Origin of the sequence: Chryseobacterium sp. S90, assembly GCF_047444895.1 — a bacterium.
Taxonomy (GTDB): Bacteria; Bacteroidota; Bacteroidia; order Flavobacteriales; family Weeksellaceae; genus Chryseobacterium.
In genome coordinates, this window is record NZ_JBLGCX010000008.1 from 158,955 (window position 1) to 184,592 (window position 25,638).

Consider the following 25,638-nt stretch of genomic DNA (forward strand, 5'->3'; position numbering starts at 1 on the left):
TATCAATATACTAGTATGAGTAAATTAGATTCAAGAATTCCAGCGGGTCCTCTTAAAGACAAGTGGAAAAATCATAAAGACCATATGAACCTTGTTGCACCAAACAACAGAGATAAGATTGATATTATTGTTGTAGGTACAGGTTTGGCAGGAGGTTCTGCTGCAGCTACATTGGCTGAGCAAGGATACAACGTGAAAGCGTTCTGCTATCAGGATTCTCCAAGAAGAGCGCACTCTATTGCTGCTCAAGGGGGGATCAACGCAGCTAAGAATTATCAGGGAGACGGTGACTCTACTTACAGATTATTCTATGATACCATTAAAGGTGGTGACTATAGAGCAAGAGAGGCCAACGTTTACAGATTAGCTGAAGTTTCTGCAAATATTATTGACCAGTGTGTTTCCCAAGGGGTTCCTTTCGGGAGAGATTACGGTGGTCAGTTAGATAACCGTTCATTTGGTGGGGTTCAGGTAAAAAGAACGTTCTACGCAAAAGGACAAACAGGACAGCAGTTATTATTAGGAGCATATTCTTCAATGAGCCGTCAGATCGGTAAAGGTAGAATCAAGATGTACAACCGTCATGAAATGCTAGACCTTGTAATTGTTGACGGAAAAGCAAGAGGGATCATCGCAAGAAACCTTGTAACAGGTGAAATCGAAAGACACTCTGCTCACGCTGTAGTAATTGCTTCAGGAGGATACGGAAACGTATATTTCCTTTCTACCAATGCAATGGGATCTAACGTTTCTGCAGCATGGAAAATTCACAAGAAAGGAGCTTACTTCGCAAACCCTTGCTACGTACAGATTCACCCGACTTGTATTCCTGTTCACGGGACACAGCAGTCTAAACTGACTTTGATGTCTGAATCATTAAGAAACTCCGGAAGAATCTGGGTTCCTAAAAAGATTGAAGATTCAGTAGCAATCAGAGAAGGGAAATTAAGACCTGAAAATATTAAAGAAGAAGATAGAGATTACTATTTAGAAAGAAGATACCCTGCGTTCGGTAACCTTGTGCCTAGAGACGTTGCTTCAAGAGCTGCTAAGGAAAGATGCGACGCTGGATTCGGAATCGAAAATAACGATACTCAGGAAGGGGTTTACCTTGATTTCTCTACAGAGATCATGAAAAAAGGTAAAGAATCCGCTATCGAAAAACATATTCATAATCCAACAGATCAGCAGATCTATGATTTAGGTAAGAGCTGGGTAGAAGAGAAATACGGTAACTTATTCGTAATGTACGAAAAGATTACAGCTGATGATCCTTATAAAACTCCAATGAAGATCTATCCTGCAGTTCACTACACAATGGGTGGTGTATGGGTTGATTATAACCTTCAGTCTACAATCCCCGGATGTTTCGTAATTGGTGAAGCTAACTTTTCAGATCACGGTGCAAACAGACTTGGAGCTTCTGCATTGATGCAAGGTCTTGCAGACGGATATTTCGTACTTCCTTACACAATTGCAGATTACCTTTCTGCAGATATCAGAACAGGCGCTATTCCTACCACTTCAGGAGCGTTTGACGAAGCTGAAAAAGGAATTAAAGAAAAAATTGATTTCTTCTTAAACAATAAAGGAACTCATTCTGTAGACCACTTCCATAAGCAATTAGGAAACATTATGTGGAATAAAGTAGGAATGGGAAGAACTCCTGAAGGATTGAGAGAAGCAATTAAAGAAATTGAAGAAGTAAGAAACGATTTCTGGAAAAATGTAAAAGTACCTGGGGATGGTGAAGGGATGAACACTGAGCTTGAAAAAGCTTTCAGAGTAGCAGACTTCCTTGAACTTGGACAATTAATGGCTATCGATGCACTACACAGAAATGAATCTTGTGGTGGACATTTCCGTGAAGACCATTCAACTCCGGACGGAGAAGCGGAAAGAGATGACGTAAACTACAAATACGTCGGAGCTTGGGAATATCAGGGTAACGATATCAACGCTGAAGTGTTGCATAAAGAAGAACTGATATATGACAACATCGAGGTTAAAACTAGAAGTTATAAATAATCTCCAACCTAAAATATAACATTATGAGTGCAAAAAAAGGCTTACATCTTACGCTGAAAATTTGGAGACAAAAAAATAGTAAAACTAAAGGTCAGTTTGAGACCTACAAAATATCAGATGTATCTACAGACTCTTCATTTTTGGAGATGCTGGATATCCTGAACGAAAATTTAATTAACGAAGGAAAAGAACCTATTGCTTTTGACCACGACTGTCGTGAAGGAATCTGCGGTATGTGTTCACTTTACATCAATGGTAGAGCTCACGGGCCGGATACAGGTATCACTACCTGCCAGCTTCACATGAGAATGTTCAAAGATGGAGAGACTATCGTTATTGAACCTTGGAGAAGTGCCGCTTTCCCTGTTATCAAAGACTTGATGGTAGACAGAAGCGCATTTGACAGAGTAATGGCAGCAGGAGGTTTCATTTCTGTGAATACTTCTGGAAATACATTAGATGCTAACGCAATTCCGGTTCCTAAAGAAGATGCAGACAAAGCAATGGATGCAGCTGCCTGTATCGGATGTGGAGCTTGTGTAGCTACTTGTAAGAACGGATCTGCTATGCTATTTGTAGGAGCTAAGGTTTCTCAGTATGCATTACTTCCTCAAGGTAGAGTAGAAGCTAAGAGAAGAGTTCTGAACATGGTGAAAGCTATGGACGAAGAAGGATTCGGTAACTGTTCAAACACCGGCGCATGTGAAGTAGAATGTCCTAAAGGTATTTCTCTTGAAAACATCGCAAGAATGAACAGAGAATATATGGCTGCTCTTGTAGATCAAGGATAGAATTGATTCAAATACATAAAAAATCGCCTTCATTTTTGGAGGCGATTTTTTTATGAATGCCATTATCCTGTTAAAGTTTGTTAACTTATTGATGGATTTTAGTTATTCTTTATTTAATAAGTATATATTTGGAGGGTAGTTGAAACGTTTTTTTAAACTTTTAAATACAGTTTGCTATTCAAAAAGAGATGGATAAAATAACTAGAAATATCCTTTTTGAACAGCAGGAATAAAATTTTCAAAAAAAATAATTAGTGTGAATTAACAAGCCCTAAAAAGCGTATTTTTGTGTAATATTAAAAATTGAAATGAAAAAATATCTTTTATTGTTTATCATCACAGCTTTTGTGATGTCTTGTTCAAAAAAAGTAGAAGTAAAAGGAAAAATTACTGGAAGTTCTCCATTAGAAAGAATTGAATTTGTAGAAGCTTCAGGAGTAGGAACTCTGCCTTTGATTAATATAGGTTTAGATAAAGACGGAAACTTTTCAGGAAGTTTTGATGCTCCTAAAGACGGGATGTACGTGATCAACTATGCGGGCAGACAAAGCCTTATCTATCTTGAAGGAGGACAAAAAGTGAATATTTCAGGAAACGGAGCTACTTTCCCAAATGAATTTGTGGTTACAGGAGATGCCAAGAAGAATAATGATTTTCTTACAGCAAGTCAAAAATTCTTAGCTGAGTACGGTACTAAAGTTAATATAGGTGCTTTGATGGGCGGAGATGAAGCTGCATTCTTGAAAGGGATGCATAAAATTGAAGCAGATATCAATAAAAATGTAGATGATCTTGCTAAGAAAAACAGTCCTAGCAAAGCACTTTTGGAGTGGAAGAAAAATGATGTGAAAGTTACTATTCTTAATTTGCTTGCCAACTATGAAATGTCTCACGGGCCAATGTCTGGAAATCCATCTTACAAGGCTTCTAAAGCATTAAAAGATTACGAGACTCAGTTGGAAACAGATAAAGACGCGATGGTGAAAACAATCCCTCTTTACAGACAATATCTTCTTGTAAAAATGACTCCAGATTTCCAGAAGTATGCAGAAGCAAACAGCAAAGGAAAAACAGGAATTACAACTTCTGAGATGTTTGCTCAATATTTAAAAACAAAGAAAGAGTTATCTCAGACTGCAAAAGACTATCTTTTGGCATTTGTAATGGCTCAGGCTGATATTCATCCTACAACTCCTGCAGCAAATATTGACAAAATCAAAAAAATCATTGATTCAGATATTAAAGATGCTACCATTAAAAATGACCTGTTAAAAATGCAGGTAGCTATTACAGGACTTAAAATAGGAGATGTTGCTCCAGATGCAGCTTTAGCAAAACAAGACGGAAAAGCTTATAAACTTTCTGAAAACAAAGGAAAACCTTATATGTTATTCTTTTATGCTTCATGGAATCCTTATATCAGCGAAGCTACAGTACCTGTATTAAAAGAAGTAGTAAACTTCTATAAATCTAAAATGAATTTTGTATTCGTAAACGTAGACGATACAAAAGATCAGTTTATTAAAACCAGTAATTCTCTTTTAAAAGGAGTTCAGGGAGTAAATGTGTATGGAGAAGGAGGTCTGAACTCTGATATTGCCAAGAAATATGGAGTATACGGATTCAAATTACCTTGCTTTGTGATCATTGATAAAGATGGTAAAATTGCCAGCAGATCATTTGTAAACCTTGGTGAGCAGGAATTGGTAACTATTCTGGATAAGCAGACTGGTCTTTCAGCTCCAAAGGCAGAACCAAATATGCAGATGCAGCCACAATTACAGCTTGATCCTTCTGCAGCTCAACAGCCAGCAAATCCACAGCCGGCTCCAACAAAATAATAAACTTTAACACAGTATAGAAACCTTATCTTCGGATAAGGTTTTTTTTATTGTATTTTTGCAAACTGAAACGTAAAGTTTCAATTAGGAAAATAGAAAATTTTAGAATGAGTAGGAAGAAAAAAAGAGATCTGATTCTTGAAAATATAAAGCTATTGACTGCCGGAGCAAAAGGCGTTGCAATAGGAAAGACAGAAGAAGGAAAAGCTGTGATGGTAACAGGCGCAATTCCCGGTGATATTGTCAATGTAAGAGTGAAAAAGGCGAAGTCAAAATATTATGAAGGGGAAGCGGTTGAAGTACTTGAAAAATCACCTTACAGAGTTGATCCTAAATGTATTCATTTCGGGACTTGTGGAGGATGCAAATGGCAGAACATGAGCTACGAAAAACAGCTTGACTTTAAACAGGAAGAAGTATATAATAATATTAAAAGAATCGGCGGAATTGATGACTTTGAGACGATGCCAATTCTGGGAGCTGAAGAACAGTATTTTTATAGAAATAAAATGGAGTTTTCTTTCTCAAATGCGAGATGGCTTACTCAATATGAAATCAGTTCAGAAGAGAACTTTGGAAGTAAAGATGCTCTAGGATTTCATATTCCTGGAATGTGGAGCAAAATTCTTGATTTGAAAGAGTGTTTCCTTCAGGAAGATCCTTCCAATGCAATAAGACTGGCTGTAAAAGAGTATGGAGTAAATAACGGGTTGGATTTTTTTGATGTAAGAAACCAAGAAGGTTTTTTAAGAACCTTAATGATGAGACAAAACTCCAGAGGAGAATGGATGGTTCTTTTTCAGCTTTACAGAGAAGAAAAAGAAAACAGAGAGAAACTTTTTGAATTCTTATTAGAAAAATTCCCGCAGATTAAAACATTGGTATATGCTATTAATCCTAAGCAGAATGATTCTATTTATGATTTAAATATCAACGTATATTTCGGAGAAGGTTACCTGATGGAAGAAATGGATGGACTAAAGTTTAAGATAGGCCCGAAATCATTCTTCCAGACCAACTACAAACAAGCATTAGAATTATACAGAAAAACATTAGAATTTGCAGATCTGAAAGGGGATGAAGTAGTGTATGACCTTTATACAGGAACTGGAACGATTGCACAATACGTGGCAAGAAATGCAAAACAGGTTATCGGAATCGAATCTGTTCAGGAAGCAATCGATGCAGCAATCGAACATGCTGAATTGAATGGTTTGACCAACACAACTTTCTATTGTGGAGATATGAAAAACGTCTTTAATGATGAGTTTTTAGAAAATCATCCAAAAGCAGACGTATTAATTACAGACCCACCAAGAGACGGAATGCATCAGAAGGTTGTAGAACAAATCTTAAAACTTTCACCGGAAAAAGTAGTTTATGTAAGCTGTAACTCAGCAACACAGGCAAGAGACCTTGCTTTGATGAAAGAACATTATACTTTGGTGAAGATCTTACCGGTAGATATGTTCCCGCAAACACACCATGTTGAGAACATCGCGTTGTTGATTAAAAAATAATTTATTTAAATTTGAATTTCAAATCTTAATATGAAATACTTTAAATTTCTGATAGCGATCTGTTTTTTAGGAATGCTTTTTTCCTGTGGGGGAGATGATGATATTTGTGAAAGTGGAGAAGGAACTCCAAGAATGAAGGTGGCTTTCAGATCACTGGATTCTGGAAAAGAAACTACTCTGGATTCACTCTATGTTGCAGTAGATTATGGCGCAGGAAAGGTAGATCTGGGAGGACTTGCAAAAATTGATTCCAGGTTAATTCCTCTACGGGTAGACAACTCACCGTATACAGACGTTTATTTTAAACTTACCAAGAAGGGAGTGGAATCTAAAGTAAGGATTAATTATACGACGAAGTCAACGTATGTTTCTCCCGGATGCGGAATCAAAAAATCTTACGAGAATTTAAGTTCAGAATTAGTAACTCCGAATCCTGTTCTGAAACTGGAAGCCGGACAAAATCAAATAGAGAATGAAGACAAGACTAATCTTTACCTTTCTTTTTAGTTTATTGGGAATAATAAACTGGGCACAAGACAAAAAAAAGGAAGCAGAAAAGAAGGTTCACGAAAAATATGAACCCAATTTTATGGTTGGCCTTGATGTACTGAATACCGGAGCCGGATTCTTTTCAGACAGAAAACTGTATCAGGGATTTATTTCGTCAAAGATAAAAGGAAATCTCCATGCTATTGCGGAAGCAGGTTTTGAAAAGAATGTGTACCAAAAGAATGGGTATGATGCAAAGGCAAGCGGTCCTTTTGTGAAGTTGGGAGCATTCTATATGCTTGCAAAAGATGCAGAGAATGAATTCAACGGATTTTATGCCGGAGGAAAAGCTGCCGGATCATTTTATAATCAGGAATATATGGCAATTCCTGTTCGTGGATTTGGAGGAAGCAATTCTTCTGAAGCCTTTCCTTCATCCTCACAGTCATCTTTTTGGCTGGAAGGAACATTGGGAGGCAGAGTACAGTTATTTAATTCCAATTTCTATATCGATGTGAATCTTCAGCCAAGATATATGGTATATACTTCCAAGCAGGATGATATTTCTCCAATGATTGTTCCGGGCTTCGGAAGAAGCTCTTCGAAATTCAATATGGGATTTGCATGGAATATTGCGTATAAGTTTTAGAAATAGTATTTCTTAGCATTTAAAATATATAAAATACAAACTTTAGTTGAGTCTGAAGTTTGTATTTTTTTTAATAGATATGGATGATAGGTGTGTTATGTTGAAAAATATTAACTTATTTTATCCATAAGATTTATAAAATAGTTATATTTGGCGGAAATTATAATTGTGTTTTAATTTATGAAAAGAGTATTTACTGCTTTAATGTTTACTTTTATAGGAGGAGCTGTGTTCGGTCAATGGACGCCAACTTCCTTTAAAAAAGGAGACGATAACAAAAGAAGTACAGGATTTAGAGTAGATCAATCTAATGTAAGAGGTAACGGGTACTATAAATTAGACCTGAACTTACTGAGATCTCAGCTGAAGAATGCACAGGAAATGGGTACAAATGCCACTCCTGTAGTGATTTCTCTTCCCACTATGAGCGGGAAGATTGAAAGATTTAATGTATACAGTTTTCCAGTAGTCGTAAAAGAACTGGCAGACAAGTATGAATTAGGATCTTATGTTGGAACAAGTGTAGAAGACCCTACCAAGTATTTAAGATTCAGTATTGCTCCTAATGATTTTCAGTCGATGATCATCCATGGAGATAAATATGAATTTATTGACCCGGCTTCTTCAGATAAAACAGTTTATGCTGTTCATCCTAAAACTAGAAAGGATAAAAACGGATTCTTATGTTCTACAGAAGAATCTCCTGTTGCTAAAAAAGAAATAGATGCCTTATTGAAAAATGGGCAGTCATTTTCAAATCAGGCAACAACTTTCAACAAGAGTTCTGATAAGAAATACAGAACAATGAGATTGGCTATGTCTGTTACAGGTGAGTATACTCAATACTTTATGGGGCTTGCTGGTGTACCTGCTACAGCTACAGATGACCAGAAAAGAGCTCCGGCACTTGTTGCAATCAATAATACTTTAACCAGAGTAAACGGAGTTTTTGAGAAAGATTTTGCATTGCATTTGAATTTGCAAAACTTTCCGGCTGTAATTTATATTGACCCGGCTACAGATCCATATTCTGCTGCTGCTACAGGAGCGGGAGGAGCTTGGAACACACAGCTGCAAACCGCTTTAACAGCTAATGTAGGAAATCTCAACTATGATATCGGACACTTGTTCGGTAAATCAGGAGGTGGAGGAAATGCCGGATGTATCGGATGTGTATGTATCAATCCTACAACTACCGTTCCTAAAGGAAAAGGTTCAGGATTTACTTCTCCTGCAAATGGAATTCCATCTGGTGATAGCTTTGATATCGACTATGTTGCCCATGAGATGGGGCACCAGTTAGGGGCTAACCATACTTTCTCTCATAATCTTGAAGGAAGTGGTGTAAATATGGAACCAGGTTCAGGAACTACCATTATGGGATATGCAGGTATTACTGGTCCTGATACGGATGTTCAGGCTAATTCAGATCCTTATTTCCATAAAGCAAGTATCGGTCAGGTTCAGGCTAATTTAATTGCAAAAACTTGTGATGTAGAAACTACAATTACCAACAATCCTCCGGTAATTACGGATCTGCCAACATATACTATACCTAAAGGGACTGCATTTGTTTTAACAGGTGGTGCTACAGATCCTGAAAATGATCCAATGACTTATTCTTGGGAAGAAGTTGATGATGCATCAGTTTCTATCAACAAGTTTAACTTAGGAAATACAATGTCTGGAGCTTCATTCAGATCTGCTCCGCCAAGTACGAATCCAGCAAGATACTTTCCAAAGTTTACATCTGTAATGAATGGAGTATTGAATAATGCAAACAATACTTGGGAAGCGGTATCAACTGTAGCAAGAACGACAAACTTTGCATTAACTGTTAGAGATAATAACTCTAATGTGGCTGAACAGCAGTCAGCTTTTAAAGTTCAGACTATTGTTGTCGGAGATAATGGACCATTCAGATTAGCTAACCAATATGCTGATGTGAATACACCAACTCCAATTCAGTGGATTGTTGCAAATACTAACGCTGCTCCTTATAATGTTACTACTGTAAAAATCGACTATACTACAGATAACGGAACAACCTGGACTGTATTATCAGCATCAACACCTAATGACGGAACTGAAAACTTTACTTTCCCTTCTTCATTGAACGGACAGACTATTAAAGTAAGAATTTCTTCAATAGGTAATGTTTTCTATGCGGTAGGACCTGTTAGTATTGCACCTCTGTCTGCTTGTAGTAGTGCTGCTCCAACAAATGTAGTAGTTAGTAATATTACAGTATCTTCAGCTAGCGCATCTTGGATGTCTTATACTGGTGCAACTTATAAAGTACGTTATAGAAAGGTAGGTACTACAGTTTGGACTGAAGCTGATACAACTGTTCCTTCAATCAATTTAGGTAATTTAATTGATGGGACAACTTATGAAATTCAGGTTGCATTAGTTTGTGGTACCACTGTAGGTTCCTATTCAGCATCTGTAAATTTCAGTACACCTGCACTTGCTTACTGTGCTGCTGCTTCAACTAGTGCAGATTATGAGTATATTGCCAATGTGACACTTGCGAATTTAAATAACACTTCAGCAAATAGTACATATACAAACTATACAACAAATACAGCACTTCAGGCTAACTTGGTAAAAGGAACTTCTTATCCTATTTCTGTTACTGTTGGAAATTCTGGTGGTGCGGATTATGATACGGTAGCTGCATTTATTGACTTTAATAAGGATGGAGTTTTCAGTGATTCAGAAAGAGTATTAAATTATCCTGTAACATTAACGCAGCCATCAACTGTAGTGAACGGAACGGTTACCATTCCAAGTAATGCAGTAGAAGGACAGCCATTAAGAATGAGAGTTGTAGCATTCTATGTGGGTGCTGGAACTGGTGGGGGTAACATTGGTTTATCATTACCTACAGATTATATTTGTGGAGAGCTTTTCGATGGTGAAGTTGAAGACTATAACGTAGTAATTACTGGTAACCTTGCAACTTCTGAAACTTCTGTTAAAAACAATGGTATTCAGATTTATCCAAACCCTGTAAGTGATATTCTAAATGTTACTAAAGTTTCAGATAAAGCTACTTATAAAATTTATAGTGCTGCTGGACAATTAGTAGATAGAGGAAATATCAATAATGGAAAAGTAAATGTTTCAACTTTAGTTAAAGGTGGTTATGTAATTACAATAGATGATAAAGGAATTGAGCAATTCAAATCTAAATTCATCAAAAAATAAAGATAACCTTTATATATTAGTAAATCCCCGGGCCTTCCCGGGGATTTCTTTATTTAAAGCATAAGTGGAGATATTGTTGTGTTTTTACAAAAAAAACCTAAATGTACCTGTAAATTAATAACAAAAAATGATTAGATTTGTATGATTAATATTATAATGAAAACATTATGAAGAAATTCTTTACCTCTTTAATTCTGTTTCTCTGTTTGATATGTACAGGCTTTGTATCCAAAGTCTCAGCTCAGGCAGGACAGATCGGGACAGGAACGGGTACCTCAGTGTATCTCCCCATACGTTCCTATTATGGGTATAGTTATTCCCAGCAGATTTATACAGCTGCGGAACTTACGACTGCCATAGGTACGTCGAACTATATCACGGCTGTAAAGTTTTATTCCACCACAGTTTCAACATCTCAGGATGTATATAAGGACTGGGTGGTATATATGGGAAACACAACCCAGAATAACTTTGCCACCACTACAAGTTGGGTTCCATTAAATTCTTTGACCCAGGTTTTCGCCGGAACTTTACCTAACCTAACAAATGGGAACTGGGTAACTCTTCAATTGGCTACTCCGTTTTTGTGGAACGGAACAGACAATCTTGTGATTGCTGTAAATGAAAAAACTCCAGGTTATTCGTCTTCGCCAGGTACAGCTTGGGGATCTTATAATGCAGGAGCAAACAGAGGGATGATCTATTATGAAGACTCTGCAAACCCAGATCCTGCAGCACCTCCTGCTGCAAAAGACAGGCTTGCAGATATTCCTAGAATACAGTTGGAAAGCCATCCGCTGCCAGCTTGTTCAACAGCTCCACCTACCAATATTACAGTTTCAAACCTTACAACAGCTACAGCTAATGTAGGCTGGTACCTTTCCGCAGGAGCTACGTACGTTGTACGATACAGACCTTTAGCAGGAGGACCTTGGGTGACAATTAACGTAACAACACCTATGGTGGGAAATCAGATCATTACCGGATTAACAGAACAAACGGCATATGAAGTTCAAGTAGCTACTATATGTGGGGGTACTCAGGGAGCATTTTCTTCCAGCGTAAACTTTACAACTCCGGCACTCAGCTATTGTAATTCAGCTGCTACAAGTACTTTTATTGATGGGTATATAAGCCAGGTTTCTGTTAATGCACAAGGAGCTCCTTCAATGACAAGTAACTCTAATCAAAGTGGTTATACAGATTACAGTACAGACCCTACAAGATTAGTTACTTTGGTAAGAGGTGGTACTGCTAGTGTTTCTGTATCAAAAACATGGCCGGGTTATCAATACAGCTTCTTAACAGGAGTTTGGATTGACTTTAACCGTAATGGTGTTTTTGAAGCGACTGAAAGAGTATTGACTTCTCCAAGTAATACAACAACGCCGGTTACGGCTACATTCAATATACCAAATGCTGGAGGTGGTGCCTATACAGGAAACCTTACTACCAGAATGCGTGTTGTAATGAATGAATATAGTCCTATTAATGCTTGTGGAACATATTCTTATGGTGAGACTGAGGATTATGCTGTTAAACTTATTGATTTATCAGCGTGTACTACAGCTCCACCTGCTGATATTCAGGTAAACAATGTAACCCCTTCTTCAGCTAATGTTACTTGGACATCCACTACAGGGGCTACTTATATCGTAAGATACAGAGTTTCTCCTTCTGGTGCATGGCAGCAGATTGCTGTAAATACACCTTTGGTAAGTAACCAATTGCTTACAGGGTTATTAGAACAAACAGCATATGACGTTCAGGTAGCTACTGTTTGTGGAGGTACTACAGGAGCATTCTCTCCGACTGTAACCTTTACAACTCCAGCTCTTACTTATTGTACGGCAGGTCCTACAAGTAATACTGCTACTAGTGGATATATTAATAATGTAACCGTTACTCCTACGAATACTCCTATTATGTTGAGTAATTCAGGATCGGATAACTATAAAGATTATACACCAGACCCTACAAGAGTTGTTATATTTGAAAGAGGTTCTGCAAATAATAAAATTTCTGTTAACAAATACTGGCCGGGTTCTCCTACATCTTATGGAGTTTCAGCTTGGGTTGACTTTAACAGAAACGGAACATTTGAAACAAGTGAGAGAATTCTTAATACAACATATAACACAACTACTCCGGTAACGGCAACTTTTGCTGTACCTACAGTGGCGAGTGGAAATGTATATACAGGAACTCTTCCTACTCGTATGCGTGTCGTAATGAGATATTTTGACAACGCTAACCCTTGTGGAACATTTACTCAGGGAGAAGTAGAAGATTACGCAGTGAAATTTGTAGATTCTCAACCATGTTCAACGGCTGCTCCAACGAATATTACAGTAAATAATATTGGTGCAACTACTGCAACAGTATCTTGGGTTGCAACTGTAGGAGCTACTTATAATATTAGATGGAGAACTACTCCTGGAGGTGTATGGCAAACGGCTACTGTGCCGGCGGGTCAAAACTTCTATGGAATTACTGGTCTTACCGAACAGACAAATTATGAAGTTCAGGTTTCTACAACATGTGGAGGTTCTACAGGAGCTTATTCATCATCAGTAACGTTTACAACTCCACCGTTGTCTTACTGCCAGATGACAGGTACCGGAACGAATGACCATATTTCGAATGTAACGATTACCTCTTCGAACCTAGGAGTTCCTCCAATGAACAATACTTCAGTACAAACTAATTATACCAGCTATACAACACCTGAGACTCTTATTACTTTAGATGTTAATTCTCAAAATAATAAAATCTCTGTAGCTAAAGGTTGGACCGGAGCAACAGGAAATGATGCTGTAACAGCATGGATCGACTTTGACAGAAACGGACAGTTTACAGATGCTGAGAGAATTTTAATTTCTCCGGCTAACACAACTACTCCTGTTACTGCTACGTTTGCCGTTCCTTCAACATCTTATACAGGTCCGTTGACAACCACTATGAGAGTTGTGCTAAAACGTACAAGTGCTCCTGTAATGTGTCAGAATGCTGTAGATGGAGAAGTGGAAGACTACAGAGTAAGAATCAGACCTTGTAGCAATACAACTCCAAACTCACCTACATTTACAACTACTCATACAACAGCTACTGTTACAATTACAGGGGGAGGAGTAAGTTATGTAGTAAGATACAGAGTTCAGGGAACAACAGCATGGACATCAGTATATGCTTCTACACAATTAGGAAACCTTCCATTAGTAATTAGTGGATTAACTCCTGCTACTACTTACGAAGTTGAAGTTGCAGCAATTTGTGGAGATATTGTGGGTACAGCTACTCCAATCAAGACATTCACGACAAGATGTGATCCTACTCCTCCGAATGTGACGGTAGGGAACATTACTCCAACAACAGCATTGATTACATGGGCTCCGCTTGCGGCAAGTTCTACCTATACAATGAGATGGAGAAAAGTAGGTACTACTGCATGGACTCTTATCAGTTTACCAGCAGCTCCTGCAAATACTTATGTGTTAGGTAGTGTAACTCCATTAGAGCCGTTCACTACTTATGAAGTGCAGATTGCTAATATGTGTAACGGAGAAACAACTCTGAATCCATATTCTAACCCTAAAGTATTTACAACAGAAAGAATCTGTGAAATTCCACCTCCGGGATTAACAATCACTCAATTGCTTCCTACATCGGCTGCAATCCAGTGGGATCCTTTCCCAGGAGCAACATATGTTCTTAGATATAGAAAAGTAGGTATTCCAAGCTGGACAGAAGTACCATCATTGGTTAACAACCTTGTATTAACAGGTCTTACAGAATTAACTAAATACGAAATGCAGGTTGTAAATATCTGTAATGGTACACCAGGAAATTATACTCCTCCATATTACTTCACAACTCCTACAGTAATTTACTGTCAGATGCATTCAGGAAGTTCTACTGGTGAGCATATTTCTAAAGTTACTGTGAAGCCTACCGGTAAGAAAACAATGGAGAATGAATCAGGGGCATCAACGTATACAGATTATACAGGAGTTCCTAAAACGTTCATCGAAATGATCCAGGGATCAACTGACAATGAGATCATCATTGAGAAGAAGTGGACTGGAAATACTTATAACGAAGGAATCGCAGTTTGGATCGACTTCAACAGAAATGGTGAATTTGATATCAATGAAAGAGTATTAAGCTCTCCACCAAATACGGACAGCCCTATCTCTGGTAAATTCAATGTACCGGCAGATGCGTTTGTAAGTATGACAGATTACAAATATGTTGTAATGAGAGTAGCAATGGAAAGAGATGGTATTCCTGTAAACTGTACAAGCTTCAAGAATGGAGAAGTAGAGGATTACACAGTAAGAATCTCTAAACCAATCGTTGCTAATCCAATTGATCAGACAGGTATCATGATTTATCCTAACCCTGTAAGTTCAATACTGTTTGTGAAAAATATCAGCAAGAGAGCCAAATATAAAATCTACAATGCTGCCGGACAGGTAATCGGAGATGGTATCTTACTTAACAACCAAATCAACGTAAGCAGATTGATTAATGGAGTTTATGTAATTGATATTGATGATAACGGTAAAACTGTTCAGAAGAAATTTATCAAAGAATAAATAAATTAAATTTCAAATAGAATAAGCCTCCAGGAATGGAGGCTTATTTTTTTTATTACTCTTAATATTTATTGATTAATCACTGTATTTTGATTTTTTTTCATTTAAACATTGTTAAACTGTTTATATTTTTAATTATTTTAATCTTTTATTGCGATATTTTTATTCAATTGATTATTTGTATTTTTTATTGATAATAAATTAATTAAATTTGTGATATTAATATAAAAAACAACCAACTATGAAGAAAATTTTTATTTCATTATTTTTTATTTTCTTGTTCGTAATTGTTTATATACAATGGACCTTTTCAGTATATGGCGGAAAAATAATAATAGATGATTCATTTGATAATTCATTAGTAAAATCCCAGTTGAGAGCGAAAGCACTCGATAAAAAACAATTAATATGTACAGTTAGGGAATTGGATTATTGTGACAATAAATTAAATAAACTTGTCTACAATAGGATTTCTTTTGAACCCGGCCGGATAGATAGGGAGAATCATACACTAGAAGTTATTAAAGAATATTAAAACTGAAAAAATGAGAAAAAAACATTCTTTTTTACTGAATTTTCTATGTATTATGATTGCTGTTCTTATATTGGACTCTTGTACCACAGCAACTTTTCCATACAAACAGGACTTTAGTGCGGGTAATGGTGGTTTTACCTTTGTCAATGCTGCCCAGGCAAATAAATGGTTTTATGGTAGTGCAGCAGGAAATCCTCCAAATGCTATTTATATTTCAAATACAAACGGAGGTGCAAACACTTATAATGTTGCTGGGGCCAGTATCGTTCATGCTTATGTAGATATTGCTATTCCTGCGGGAACCAATACAACTATTTTATCATTTGATTGGAGAGCATCAGGAGAAGGTTCTCAGGATTATCTCAGAGTATGGCTTGTTCCTACATCCTTCACTCCTGCAGCGGGAACAAATATTGCACCTGGTGCCGGAAGAATTAAAGTAGGAAGTGATTTCAACATACAGGCAACGTGGAAGACATACATCAATTCAAATCTGAATTTAAGCAGTTTTGCAGGTACAAATATGCGGTTGGTATTTGAGTGGGTAAATAATAATAACGGGGGTAGCCAGCCTCCGGCTGCTGTAGACAATATATCATTGGGAAATTGTTTTATTCCTACTCCGATACCAGTGTCATCTGTTACACCAAGTACTGCTGTATTAAGCTGGACTGCTCCTTCTTTAGCTCCAGCGAATGGATACGAGTATTACTATAACACAACTAATGTTCAGCCTAATTCAGGAACTAATCCCACAGGTACAAGCAGTCTTGTTTCTGTGAATTTATCCCAATTATCACAAAATACCACTTATTATTGGTGGGTTCGCTCAGTATGTAGTCCAGCAGATAAAAGTCCATGGGTTTCCGGGGGAAGTTTTACCACTCCATCTTGCAATATGGCATCCCCTGTAGTCACATTGAGTAACATTACTTATAATTCTGCTTCCGTCAGCTGGCCGCAAAGTAATGATGCAGATGCTTTTCAGATAAGATACAGACCTGTAGGTTCTACTGGTTGGACTGTAGCAAACGTACCTATGGCGTTACCTCCGGCTACAATGAATATTTTCAATTTAACCAATTTATTATCTGCCACATTATATGAAGTTGAGATTGCAGTAGTATGTAATGGAACAACGGGAACTTATTCACATACTGAGTTTTTGACAAGATGTGATCCTTCTCCTCCAAATGTAATAGTCAGTAATATTACGTCAACGTCTGCACTGATTGAATGGTCACCTGTTTCAACAAGTTCTACCTATATAATGAGATGGAGAGAAGTAGGAACAACAGCATGGAATCCGGTAACTTTGCCTGTACCGTCAACCAATACTTTTACTCTGACAGGTTTAGGCGCTAATAAAACATATGAAGTACAAATTGCCAGTCAATGTATTGGAAATACAGTCACAAATCCATATTCGAATCCTAAAGTATTCACAACAGAAAGAATATGCGAAACTCCACCTTCGGGCTTGACAATTACTCAATTGTTACCGACATCAGCGTCAATCCAGTGGGATCCATTCCCTGGGGCAACTTATGTTCTTAGATATAGAAAAGTAGGTATTCCGAGCTGGACAGAAGTACCATCATTGGTTAATAATATGGTATTGACAGGTCTTACAGAATTAACAAAATATGAAATGCAGGTAGTGAATATCTGTAATGGGATCCCGGGAAATTATACTCCTCTGTACTATTTCACAACACCTACAGTAATCTACTGCAAGATGAAAGGAGAAAATTCTACGGGTGAGCATATTTCCAAAGTCACAGTGAAACCTAGCGGTACGAAAACAATGGAAAATGAATCGGGGGCATCAACGTATACAGATTACACAGGAGTCCAGAAAACTTTCATCGAATTGATTCAGGGTTCAACAGATAATGAGATCATTATTGAGAAGAAATGGACAGGAAACACTTATAACGAAGGAATAGCCGTTTGGATTGACTTCAACAGAAATGGAGAATTTGATATCAACGAAAGAATATTAGCCTCTTCGCCCAATTCAGACAGCTCTGTTTCAGGGAAATTCAATGTACCTGCAGATGCTTTTGTAAGTATGGCAGACTATAAGTATGTTGTAATGAGAGTCGCTATGTCAAGAGATGGTATCCCGGTAAACTGTACAGATTTTAAAAATGGAGAAGTGGAAGACTATAAAGTAGTCATTCAGAAAAAGCAAGTGCTTAATTTACTTGACCAGAATGGGGTTTTTATTTATCCTAATCCAGTAAGAACTCTGTTATATGTAAAGAACATTAGTAAAAAAGCTAATTATAAGTTGTACAACGCTTCCGGTCAATTTATATCTGGTGGAATAATATTAAATAATAAGATTGATATGAGTAAATTAATCAACAGTGTGTATGTTATCTCTATTGAAGATGGTGGAAATACCATACAAAAGAAATTTATAAAGGAATAACAAAAAGCCCTCATTTTTCTGAGGGCTTTTTTATTTTTAATCGAGAAAATAATTCAGGAATATTTCTATTCAATAGCAAAGATTACTTTTTCGGTTTGTTCTTTTAATTCTTCCAGATTGGTATTGTTGTAGATGATACAATCTGCCATTTTAATTTTATCCCTTTCAGGCATCTGTTTTTCCATGACAGCCTCTACCTCACGGTAGGTTTTATTATCTCTGTCCATTACTCTTTTAGCTCTGATGTTATCCTCAGCGGTTACCAAAAGAGATTTATAACATTGCCTGTTGAGTTTTAGTTCAAACAATAATGCAGTTTCTTTGAAGACCAGATATTTGCTTTGCTTCTTTACCCAGTTTTCAAAATCAATTCGTACAGCCGGGTGTATGATTTCATTCAATTGCTGAAGCAAATCACTATTGTTAAAAACTTTACCGGCAACAAATTTTCTGTCATATAATCCTTGTTCATCATAAGATTCATCGCCAAGAAGTTCTTTGATCTTTATTTTCAGATCATCACTCTCATTGACGATTGTCTTTGCTCTGTCATCGGAATAGTAAACCGGAAAACCGAATTCCTCTATAAAGTGTGCTACTGTAGTCTTTCCAGAACCGATTCCGCCTGTTAAACCTATGATCTTGGGTGCTGGTTCCGGTTCAGCCTGTTGTGTTTCTGAATGTAATTCTTCCATGATTTAAAATTAATATCCAAAAACATCATTAAAGCTAAACGTTTCATCAAGTCTTACCCCTTTATCGGTCATTTTAAGACTTGCCAGCTCATTATGAGCATCATGTTCAAAGAACAATAAATATTCGTTGTCTACACACTGCTTAAGGAATTTTCCTTTTTCTTCCATTGTTAAAAGAGGTCTGGTATCATATCCCATCACATAAACAGGGTTGATATGTCCTGCTGTTGGAATAAGATCTGCCGCAAAAACAACTGTTTTTTCCTGATACTGAATTACAGGAAGCATCTGCTTTTCCGTATGTCCGTCTACAAAGATGACATCCATCTTTAGGTCCGGAGCAAAGCCGTAATTTCCGGTAGTAGGAAGAGGTAAAAAATTAAGTTGGTCGCTTTCCTGTATTGGCATAATGTTTTCTTTCAGGAAACTGGCTTTCTCTCTTGCATTAGGTTCTGTTGCCCATTGCCAGTGATTTTCATTAGTCCAGAAATGGGCATTTTTGAAAGCTGGTCTGTATCCGGTTCTGTCATCATTCCATTCTATAGCACCACCACAGTGATCGAAGTGAAGGTGAGTAAGGAATACATCTGTAATATCTTCTTTTATAAAACCGTATTTCTTTAGATTTTTATCAAGAGTATCATCTCCCCAAAGAGAATAATGTCCGAAAAACTTATCATCCTGTTTGTTACCAAGACCGCAGTCTACCAGGATTAGTTTTTTTCCGTCTTCAATAAGCAGGGAACGTGTTCCCAGTTCGATTAGGTTTTTTTCGTCTGCCGGGTTTGTTTTTTCCCACAGACTCTTCGGGACGACTCCGAACATAGCACCGCCGTCCAGTTTAAATTTTCCACATTGTATTGGATATAACTTCATATGTATATTTTGATTATTTCTTTATTACTTTCATTTTCTCCGCAATTTTTCTTGCGTTATCATCAGAATTCTCAAGATGGTTGATAATGTTGTCATAATCGGCTTGTTTTCTGTTCTGAGAAAGTTTTTGTTTGATAAATATTTCGTCAGGGATTATTTTAATACCAAAAGCTCCCTTCATTTCCTTTTCCACAAATTCTTTTCCCATATCCTTCACCATCATTGGACATTGCTGAAATTTTTCATATTTTGAAGTCAATTTGTCCAAATGAGCATAAAGCTCATCATGATTCATCAGTTCAATCTTTCCGTAGATCTGTACCGCCTCATAATTCCAGGTAGACACATTAATATGATCGTACCAGCTGCTGGATATGTAAGTATGTGCCCCTAAAAAATCGCAAAGTACTTCATCTCCGTTTTTTAAGGTTTTCGCCTGTGGATTAGCTCTCGAAATATGAGTTTCAATATAAGCATTTTCAGGATCATCTTCATTTAGCATCATCATAGCATGAGTTGCCCGGATTTTGTCAACAGAAGAAATCAGTAAAGCAAAAGAATTTTCTTTGATGATTTCTCTCATCAAATTGTAATCTTCGCTTCTGTATAATTTGGGTATAAACATAAATTAATAAACTCTCATTAACCTTAAATCTTGAACTTTAAACTCAAAACTTTGAACTTAGAAAAGCTCTCCCGGATTTTTAGGTCTTGTAATATTCAAATGTTTGTAAGCTTTGTCAGTAACTTCTCTTCCTCTCGGAGTTCTGATAATAAATCCTTCCTGGATCAAAAATGGCTCATAAACTTCTTCCAGTGTTTCAGGATTTTCAGCAATAGATGTGGCCAAAGCGGAAATACCAACTGGTTTTCCTTTAAAGTTTTCAATCATAACACGCATGATCTTATTATCCATTTCATCCAATCCGAATTCATCCACATTTAGAGAGTCCAGGGCATATTTTGTAATCTTGATCTCAATTTCACCATTCCCTTTAATCTCTGCGAAATCACGTACTCTTCTCAATAATGCATTGGCAATTCTTGGGGTTCCACGGCTTCTTCTTGCAATTTCTATCGCTGCATCTTCATAAATAACAACTCCTAAGACTCTTGCACTTCTCTGAATAATAGTTGACAAAAGTTCAATAGAATAATATTCCAGTCTGCTTTGAATCCCGAATCGGGCAAGCATAGGTTTCGTAAGCATTCCACTTCTTGTTGTGGCTCCTACTAAGGTAAAAGGATTCAGCCCAATCTGCACACTTCTGGCATTAGGACCTGTTTCCAGCATAATGTCAATCTTATAATCTTCCATTGCAGAATACAGATATTCCTCTACAACAGGAGAAAGACGGTGAATTTCGTCAATGAAAAGAACATCATTTTCTTCCAGATTGGTCAACAAACCGGCTAAACTTCCAGGTTTGTCTAATACAGGCCCAGAAGTAATCTTACAGTTGACGCCAAGTTCATTGGCAATAATATTGGCTAAAGTGGTTTTACCAAGTCCCGGCGGACCATGTAATAGAACATGATCTAGTGCTCCGCCACGTCGTTTCGCAGCAGTAACAAAAACTTCAAGGTTCTCCAGCGTTTTTCTCTGCCCCGCAAAATCTTTAAAGCTCTGGGGACGGATCTGTTCTTCCTGCATCAGCTCCTCGTTTGAGTAGTTTTCCTTATCTGGATGTAAAAAATCTGGCATTAATTCATTTCATTTACCTCAAAGATAGCAAATTTAGACTAAGGTTGAAGGGCAGATTGAGAAAAGGTTAAGATTGACACTGAGTTTAGGCTAAGGTTAAAAATGAGAACCGCTAAGATTTAAATAATTGGGATATTTTAAGTATTTTTGAGAGGAAAAATTATTGATAAAAATTATTGAAATTTTGATTGTTTAGAAGGCAAGTATTGATAATAAATAAATCAGCTTCAATCTGGACATTAGCATTAACTTTAAACTAATGAAATTAATAGGACCATTTAAGCAGGTGGTAACGCTTGCTAACTTACCATTAAGAGGAAAAATTTCCGATGAACAACTTGAAATTATTGTAGACGGAGGAATTGTAGTAGATCAGAATATCATTCAGAAAGTTGGAAATTTTGAAACATTAAAAACAGAAAATCCTACCATAGAAATCGAGAGCATCGAGGGAGAGCATATTGTTCTTCCTGCCTTTGTAGATTCACATACCCATATCTGTTTCGGAGGAAACCGAGCCAATGATTTTGCGATGCGTAATGCAGGGAAAACCTATCTGGAAATCGCAGAAAGTGGTGGTGGAATCTGGAGTTCAGTGCAGCATACAAGAAATGCATCAGAAGAAGACTTGCTGAAAACTTTAGTGGAAAGAATCAACTTTTTGATTGATTTAGGAATCACAACCATTGAAGTAAAGAGTGGCTACGGTCTTGATGTAGAAAACGAGCTGAAGATGCTTAGAATTATTAAAAAAGCACAGAATAAAACTAAAGCTACTTTGGTTCCTACCTGTCTTTCAGCCCACTTAAAGCCCAGAGATTTTGAAGGAAGCAATCCTGAATATCTTGAGTATATTATTACCGAAATTTTACCAAAAGTAAAAGAAGAGGGATTAGCAAACAGAGTAGATATTTTTATTGAAAAGTCTGCATTCCAACCTGAAGAGAGCAAAGAATTCTTACTTAAAGCAAAAGAATTAGGTTTTGAGATTACCGTTCATGCAGATCAGTTTACACCAGGAAGCTCAAGGATTGCAGTAGAAGTGGGGGCTAAATCTGCAGACCATTTAGAAGCAACTATTGATGACGACATCGAATTTTTGGCTAAGTCTGATACCGTAGCAACAGCGCTTCCAGGAGCAAGTTTAGGGCTGGGAGAAAAATTTACTCCTGCAAGAAAACTATTAAATGCAGGAGCAATTGTTGCCATTGCAAGTGACTGGAATCCAGGATCAGCGCCGATGGGAAATTTAATTACTCAGGCGTCTATCTTAGCTACTTTCCAGAAACTGACAACTGCTGAGGTGTTAGCAGGAATGACTTTCCGCGCAGCTTACGCCCTTAATCTGGAAGATAGAGGACAACTGGAAACAGGGAAAAAAGCAGATTTTGTTACTTTCAAAACCAATAATTTCCAGAATGTGCTGTATAATCAAGGAAGCTTAAAGGCTGAACTTGTTTATATTGATGGGAATTCAATATAAAATTTGCTATTTTGAAAGCTATTAAAAATTTGATAATTTATCTGGTACTATTCATAGTATCTTTAAATGTGATTACTTTCTTGCAGGCTCTTTGGAATTATAGAACCTTGATCGAAGGGGAAAAGCATTTTTTAGAAATATTTTATACCGGATTTCTTTTTATAGCTTTTCTATTGATAGTACTCTTATCTTTTTATTTCTTTTTCATGATCGTATTTTGTGTTTTTCAAATTATGAAAAGTATATACGTTTCTTTGATTAGAAAGAGTAAACAATAAAAACTGAAGATAACAATTAAAGATAGTTTAATTTGATTGAACTTTAAGGAAACAACATACAAATTGAAATTATTAATGATGAGTAATATTTGGCAAGGCAGATTGGACGGAGAAGAACTTCTCCATCACAGAATATTTCAAAGAGTAAAAGAAGAACGTAATTACGATAATATCGCAACGGATGACTTCGTTCTGCATGGTTTTGCTGTAGATGAAGGCGTAAGACGAAATAAAGGCCGTCAGGGAGCTAAAGATGCTTCTGATGTGATCAGAAAAAATATGTCCAATTTTCCGGTAATTCTTCCTGACTTTTCAATGTTGGATTTTGGGAATATTACCTGTGACGATGGTAATCTGGAAAATACACAGAACAATCTTGCCAAAAATGTTTCAAAAGTACTTTTAAAAGGCGGAAAATCCCTTGTGTTGGGTGGAGGCCATGAAGTTACTTACGCTCATTATTTAGGAGTCAAAACAGCTTTTCCGGAGCAAAAAATAGGGATTATTAATCTTGATGCCCATTTTGATAACAGACAGCCGGAAAAAGGAGTAGGCGCGAGCTCTGGTACCGGATTCTGGCAGATTGCTCAGGAAGGTCCTATCAACTCGCTGCATATTGGAATTCAGAGAAACTCCAATACACTGAAGCTTTTTGATACCGCTCATCAGTACGGAATGAAATATATCCTGGCAGATGAATTGTTTTTTGAAAACCTTCCATCCATCTATCAGCGTATTGATGATCTATTGGATATTGTAGATTATGCCTATCTAACAATTTGTATGGACGTCTTTAATGCATCAATCGCTCCCGGAGTTTCGGCTGCAGCGTACAATGGAATCTTTGCGGATCCTACGTTTATGCATTTTTACAGACATATCTTAAAAAATAAAAAATTGGTTGCAATGGATGTTGCAGAAGTTAATCCTTCTTTTGATATCCAGGACCGGACAGCAAGACTGGCAGCGTGTCTTGTGAATGAATGGCTAATGATTTAAGATAAAGTTATATTCTTCTGATAGAGAAAATCATTATTTTATTGACCCTTTAAGGAATGGAATTTGCTAATTTCACCGTGCTTTTAAAATAAAAAGCGCTCATAAATTCATTAGCTGAATTTAAAACAGATTTATATTATGGAACAATTAATTGAAAGCAAGCTTATTAAAGCAGATAAAGCGTTTTCAGTGTGGAGAAAAGTGCCGTTTGAGGAAAGGCAGAAGTTAATTGCAAAAGCAGCAGAAATTTTAAAGAATAATTCAGAGAAATTTGGTAAAATAATTACAACAGAAATGAATAAGCCCATTTCAGAATCAATAGCTGAAGTGGAAAAGTGTGCTTTAATGATGAATTATTATGCCGCTGCGGATAATATTTTAAAACCTGAAAAAGTAGAATCTGAATTTACTTATTCCGAAGTTCATTACGCTCCGAAAGGGGTGATTTTAGGAGTAATGCCATGGAATTTTCCTTTCTGGCAGGTATTGAGATTTGCTACTCCAGCAATTTTAGCCGGAAATACAATCGTTTTGAAACATGCTTCAATTTGCTTCGGAAGCGGAAATGCCATTGAAGAAGTTCTTTTAGAGGCAGGTTTTCCGGAAGGAATTTTCCAGAATCTTGAAGTGGGACATAAAGCAGTAAAGGAAATCCTTGAACATGATGCTGTAAGAGGTGTAAGCCTTACAGGAAGTGGAAAAGCTGGAGGTGAGGTCGCATCAATAGCAGGGTTAAATATCAAAAAATCTTTACTTGAATTAGGCGGAAGTGATGCATTTATCATTTTTGATGATGCGGATCTTGAAGCCGCCGCAAAAGCTGGAGTAAAATCAAGGCTTCAAAACTGTGGACAAACCTGTACTGCGGCTAAAAGATTTATCATTGACGAAAAGATCGAAAATGAGTTTCTTCCTATATTCATTGAAGAATATAAAAAATACGAAATTGGAGATCCTTTAGATAAAGAAACCAAACTGGCTGGAATGGCAAGACCTGACCTGGCTGATGAGCTGGAAGCTCAATTCAACAGGGCATTGGAAAATGGCGCAGAAATTATCATTCCTCTGGAAAGAATTTCAGATAATGAATTTAAACCAGGTTTAATAAGAGTTCAGGAAGGAAATCCGATCTTAAAAGAAGAGCTTTTTGGTCCTCTTGGTATGATTATGATTGCAAAAAATGATGAGGAAGCCTTACAAATGGCCAATGATATTCCTTTCGGACTTTCCAATTCTGTATGGACTAAAAATAAAGACCGTCAGCTATTCTTCATTGAAAACCTTGAATCCGGAACAGTCAATATCAACAGAATGACAAGTTCTGATCCGCGTTTCCCGTTCGGAGGATCAAAAGCTTCAGGATATGGAACAGAGTTGTCTTTACTGGCTTTAAAAGAATTTGTAACTGCAAAGACGATTGTAGGTAATTAGAAGAGTAAAATGTCATTCCGAGGAACCGAGGAATCTCACAGATTCTTCACTTCACTCCCGTTTTGTT

17 protein-coding genes are annotated in these 25,638 nt (G+C 37.0%); 13 read left to right on the forward strand and 4 right to left on the reverse strand.

The features are described from left to right. The first annotated feature begins 15 nt into the window (after positions 1 to 15). The 10 genes from ACLMCG_RS19595 to ACLMCG_RS19640 all read left to right on the forward strand — a co-directional run bounded on the left by ACLMCG_RS19595 (position 16) and on the right by ACLMCG_RS19640 (position 18,104). Positions 16 to 2,028 carry a fumarate reductase/succinate dehydrogenase flavoprotein subunit gene (locus ACLMCG_RS19595; protein ID WP_413960813.1) on the forward strand — a complete coding sequence of 671 codons (2,013 nt, stop codon included), beginning with the start codon at positions 16 to 18 and terminating at the stop codon, positions 2,026 to 2,028. A gap of 23 nt (positions 2,029 to 2,051) precedes the next feature. Next, complete coding sequence (locus ACLMCG_RS19600; RefSeq protein WP_062675785.1) at positions 2,052 to 2,819, forward strand: succinate dehydrogenase/fumarate reductase iron-sulfur subunit; 768 nt, start codon at positions 2,052 to 2,054, stop codon at positions 2,817 to 2,819. A gap of 308 nt (positions 2,820 to 3,127) precedes the next feature. Further along, a complete protein-coding gene (locus ACLMCG_RS19605) occupies positions 3,128 to 4,660 on the forward strand; it encodes a TlpA family protein disulfide reductase (RefSeq protein WP_413960812.1) in 1,533 nt (510 codons plus the stop codon). 107 nt (positions 4,661 to 4,767) lie between these two features. Further along, positions 4,768 to 6,180: a 23S rRNA (uracil(1939)-C(5))-methyltransferase RlmD gene (gene rlmD, locus ACLMCG_RS19610; RefSeq protein ID WP_047425122.1), complete on the forward strand. Its 1,413-nt coding sequence runs from the start codon at positions 4,768 to 4,770 to the stop codon at positions 6,178 to 6,180. 30 nt (positions 6,181 to 6,210) lie between these two features. Further along, positions 6,211 to 6,687: a DUF6452 family protein gene (locus ACLMCG_RS19615; RefSeq protein ID WP_413960811.1), complete on the forward strand. Its 477-nt coding sequence runs from the start codon at positions 6,211 to 6,213 to the stop codon at positions 6,685 to 6,687. Next, positions 6,653 to 7,318: a DUF6048 family protein gene (locus ACLMCG_RS19620; RefSeq protein ID WP_413960810.1), complete on the forward strand. Its 666-nt coding sequence runs from the start codon at positions 6,653 to 6,655 to the stop codon at positions 7,316 to 7,318. The genes ACLMCG_RS19615 and ACLMCG_RS19620 overlap by 35 nt, the downstream gene beginning before the upstream one ends. Before the next feature lie 180 nt (positions 7,319 to 7,498). Beyond that, positions 7,499 to 10,531, forward strand: a complete 3,033-nt coding sequence (locus ACLMCG_RS19625) for a reprolysin-like metallopeptidase (protein ID WP_413960809.1) — start codon at positions 7,499 to 7,501, stop codon at positions 10,529 to 10,531. Positions 10,532 to 10,698: 167 nt separating this feature from the next. Then, positions 10,699 to 15,129 carry a GEVED domain-containing protein gene (locus ACLMCG_RS19630; RefSeq protein WP_413960808.1) on the forward strand — a complete coding sequence of 1,477 codons (4,431 nt, stop codon included), beginning with the start codon at positions 10,699 to 10,701 and terminating at the stop codon, positions 15,127 to 15,129. Between the two features lie 241 nt (positions 15,130 to 15,370). Beyond that, the gene (locus ACLMCG_RS19635) at positions 15,371 to 15,664 is read left to right on the forward strand and encodes a hypothetical protein (RefSeq protein WP_413960807.1); all 294 of its coding nucleotides are present in this window, start codon (positions 15,371 to 15,373) and stop codon (positions 15,662 to 15,664) included. Positions 15,665 to 15,674: 10 nt separating this feature from the next. Then, positions 15,675 to 18,104 (forward strand): fibronectin type III domain-containing protein, encoded by a 2,430-nt coding sequence (locus ACLMCG_RS19640; protein ID WP_413960806.1) that lies wholly within the window; start codon positions 15,675 to 15,677, stop codon positions 18,102 to 18,104. Positions 18,105 to 18,169: 65 nt separating this feature from the next. On the opposite strand, the gene coaE is transcribed toward ACLMCG_RS19640, so the two are convergent. Genes coaE through ruvB form a run of 4 tightly spaced genes read right to left on the reverse strand, consistent with a single transcriptional unit; the run spans position 18,170 to position 21,380 of the window. After that, positions 18,170 to 18,799, reverse strand: a complete 630-nt coding sequence (coaE, locus tag ACLMCG_RS19645) for a dephospho-CoA kinase (RefSeq protein ID WP_413960805.1) — start codon at positions 18,797 to 18,799, stop codon at positions 18,170 to 18,172. A 9-nt stretch (positions 18,800 to 18,808) separates the two neighbouring features. After that, positions 18,809 to 19,675, reverse strand: coding sequence for an MBL fold metallo-hydrolase (locus ACLMCG_RS19650; RefSeq protein WP_413960804.1), 867 nt, complete (start codon positions 19,673 to 19,675; stop codon positions 18,809 to 18,811). Positions 19,676 to 19,688: 13 nt separating this feature from the next. Then, on the reverse strand, positions 19,689 to 20,300 hold the full coding sequence (locus ACLMCG_RS19655; protein WP_413960803.1) for an FMN-binding negative transcriptional regulator: 612 nt from the start codon (positions 20,298 to 20,300) through the stop codon (positions 19,689 to 19,691). A 57-nt stretch (positions 20,301 to 20,357) separates the two neighbouring features. Next, positions 20,358 to 21,380 carry a Holliday junction branch migration DNA helicase RuvB gene (gene ruvB / locus ACLMCG_RS19660; RefSeq protein WP_110008252.1) on the reverse strand — a complete coding sequence of 341 codons (1,023 nt, stop codon included), beginning with the start codon at positions 21,378 to 21,380 and terminating at the stop codon, positions 20,358 to 20,360. 259 nt (positions 21,381 to 21,639) lie between these two features. Between ruvB and hutI the strand changes: the two genes are divergently transcribed. The 3 genes from hutI (at position 21,640) to ACLMCG_RS19675 (ending at position 25,571) form a co-directional block, all read left to right on the forward strand. Next, positions 21,640 to 22,863: an imidazolonepropionase gene (gene hutI, locus ACLMCG_RS19665; protein WP_413960802.1), complete on the forward strand. Its 1,224-nt coding sequence runs from the start codon at positions 21,640 to 21,642 to the stop codon at positions 22,861 to 22,863. A 356-nt stretch (positions 22,864 to 23,219) separates the two neighbouring features. Beyond that, on the forward strand, positions 23,220 to 24,140 hold the full coding sequence (gene hutG / locus ACLMCG_RS19670; RefSeq protein WP_413960898.1) for a formimidoylglutamase: 921 nt from the start codon (positions 23,220 to 23,222) through the stop codon (positions 24,138 to 24,140). Positions 24,141 to 24,278: 138 nt separating this feature from the next. Continuing rightward, positions 24,279 to 25,571: an aldehyde dehydrogenase family protein gene (locus tag ACLMCG_RS19675; protein ID WP_413960801.1), complete on the forward strand. Its 1,293-nt coding sequence runs from the start codon at positions 24,279 to 24,281 to the stop codon at positions 25,569 to 25,571. The last annotated feature ends 67 nt before the right edge of the window (positions 25,572 to 25,638 follow it).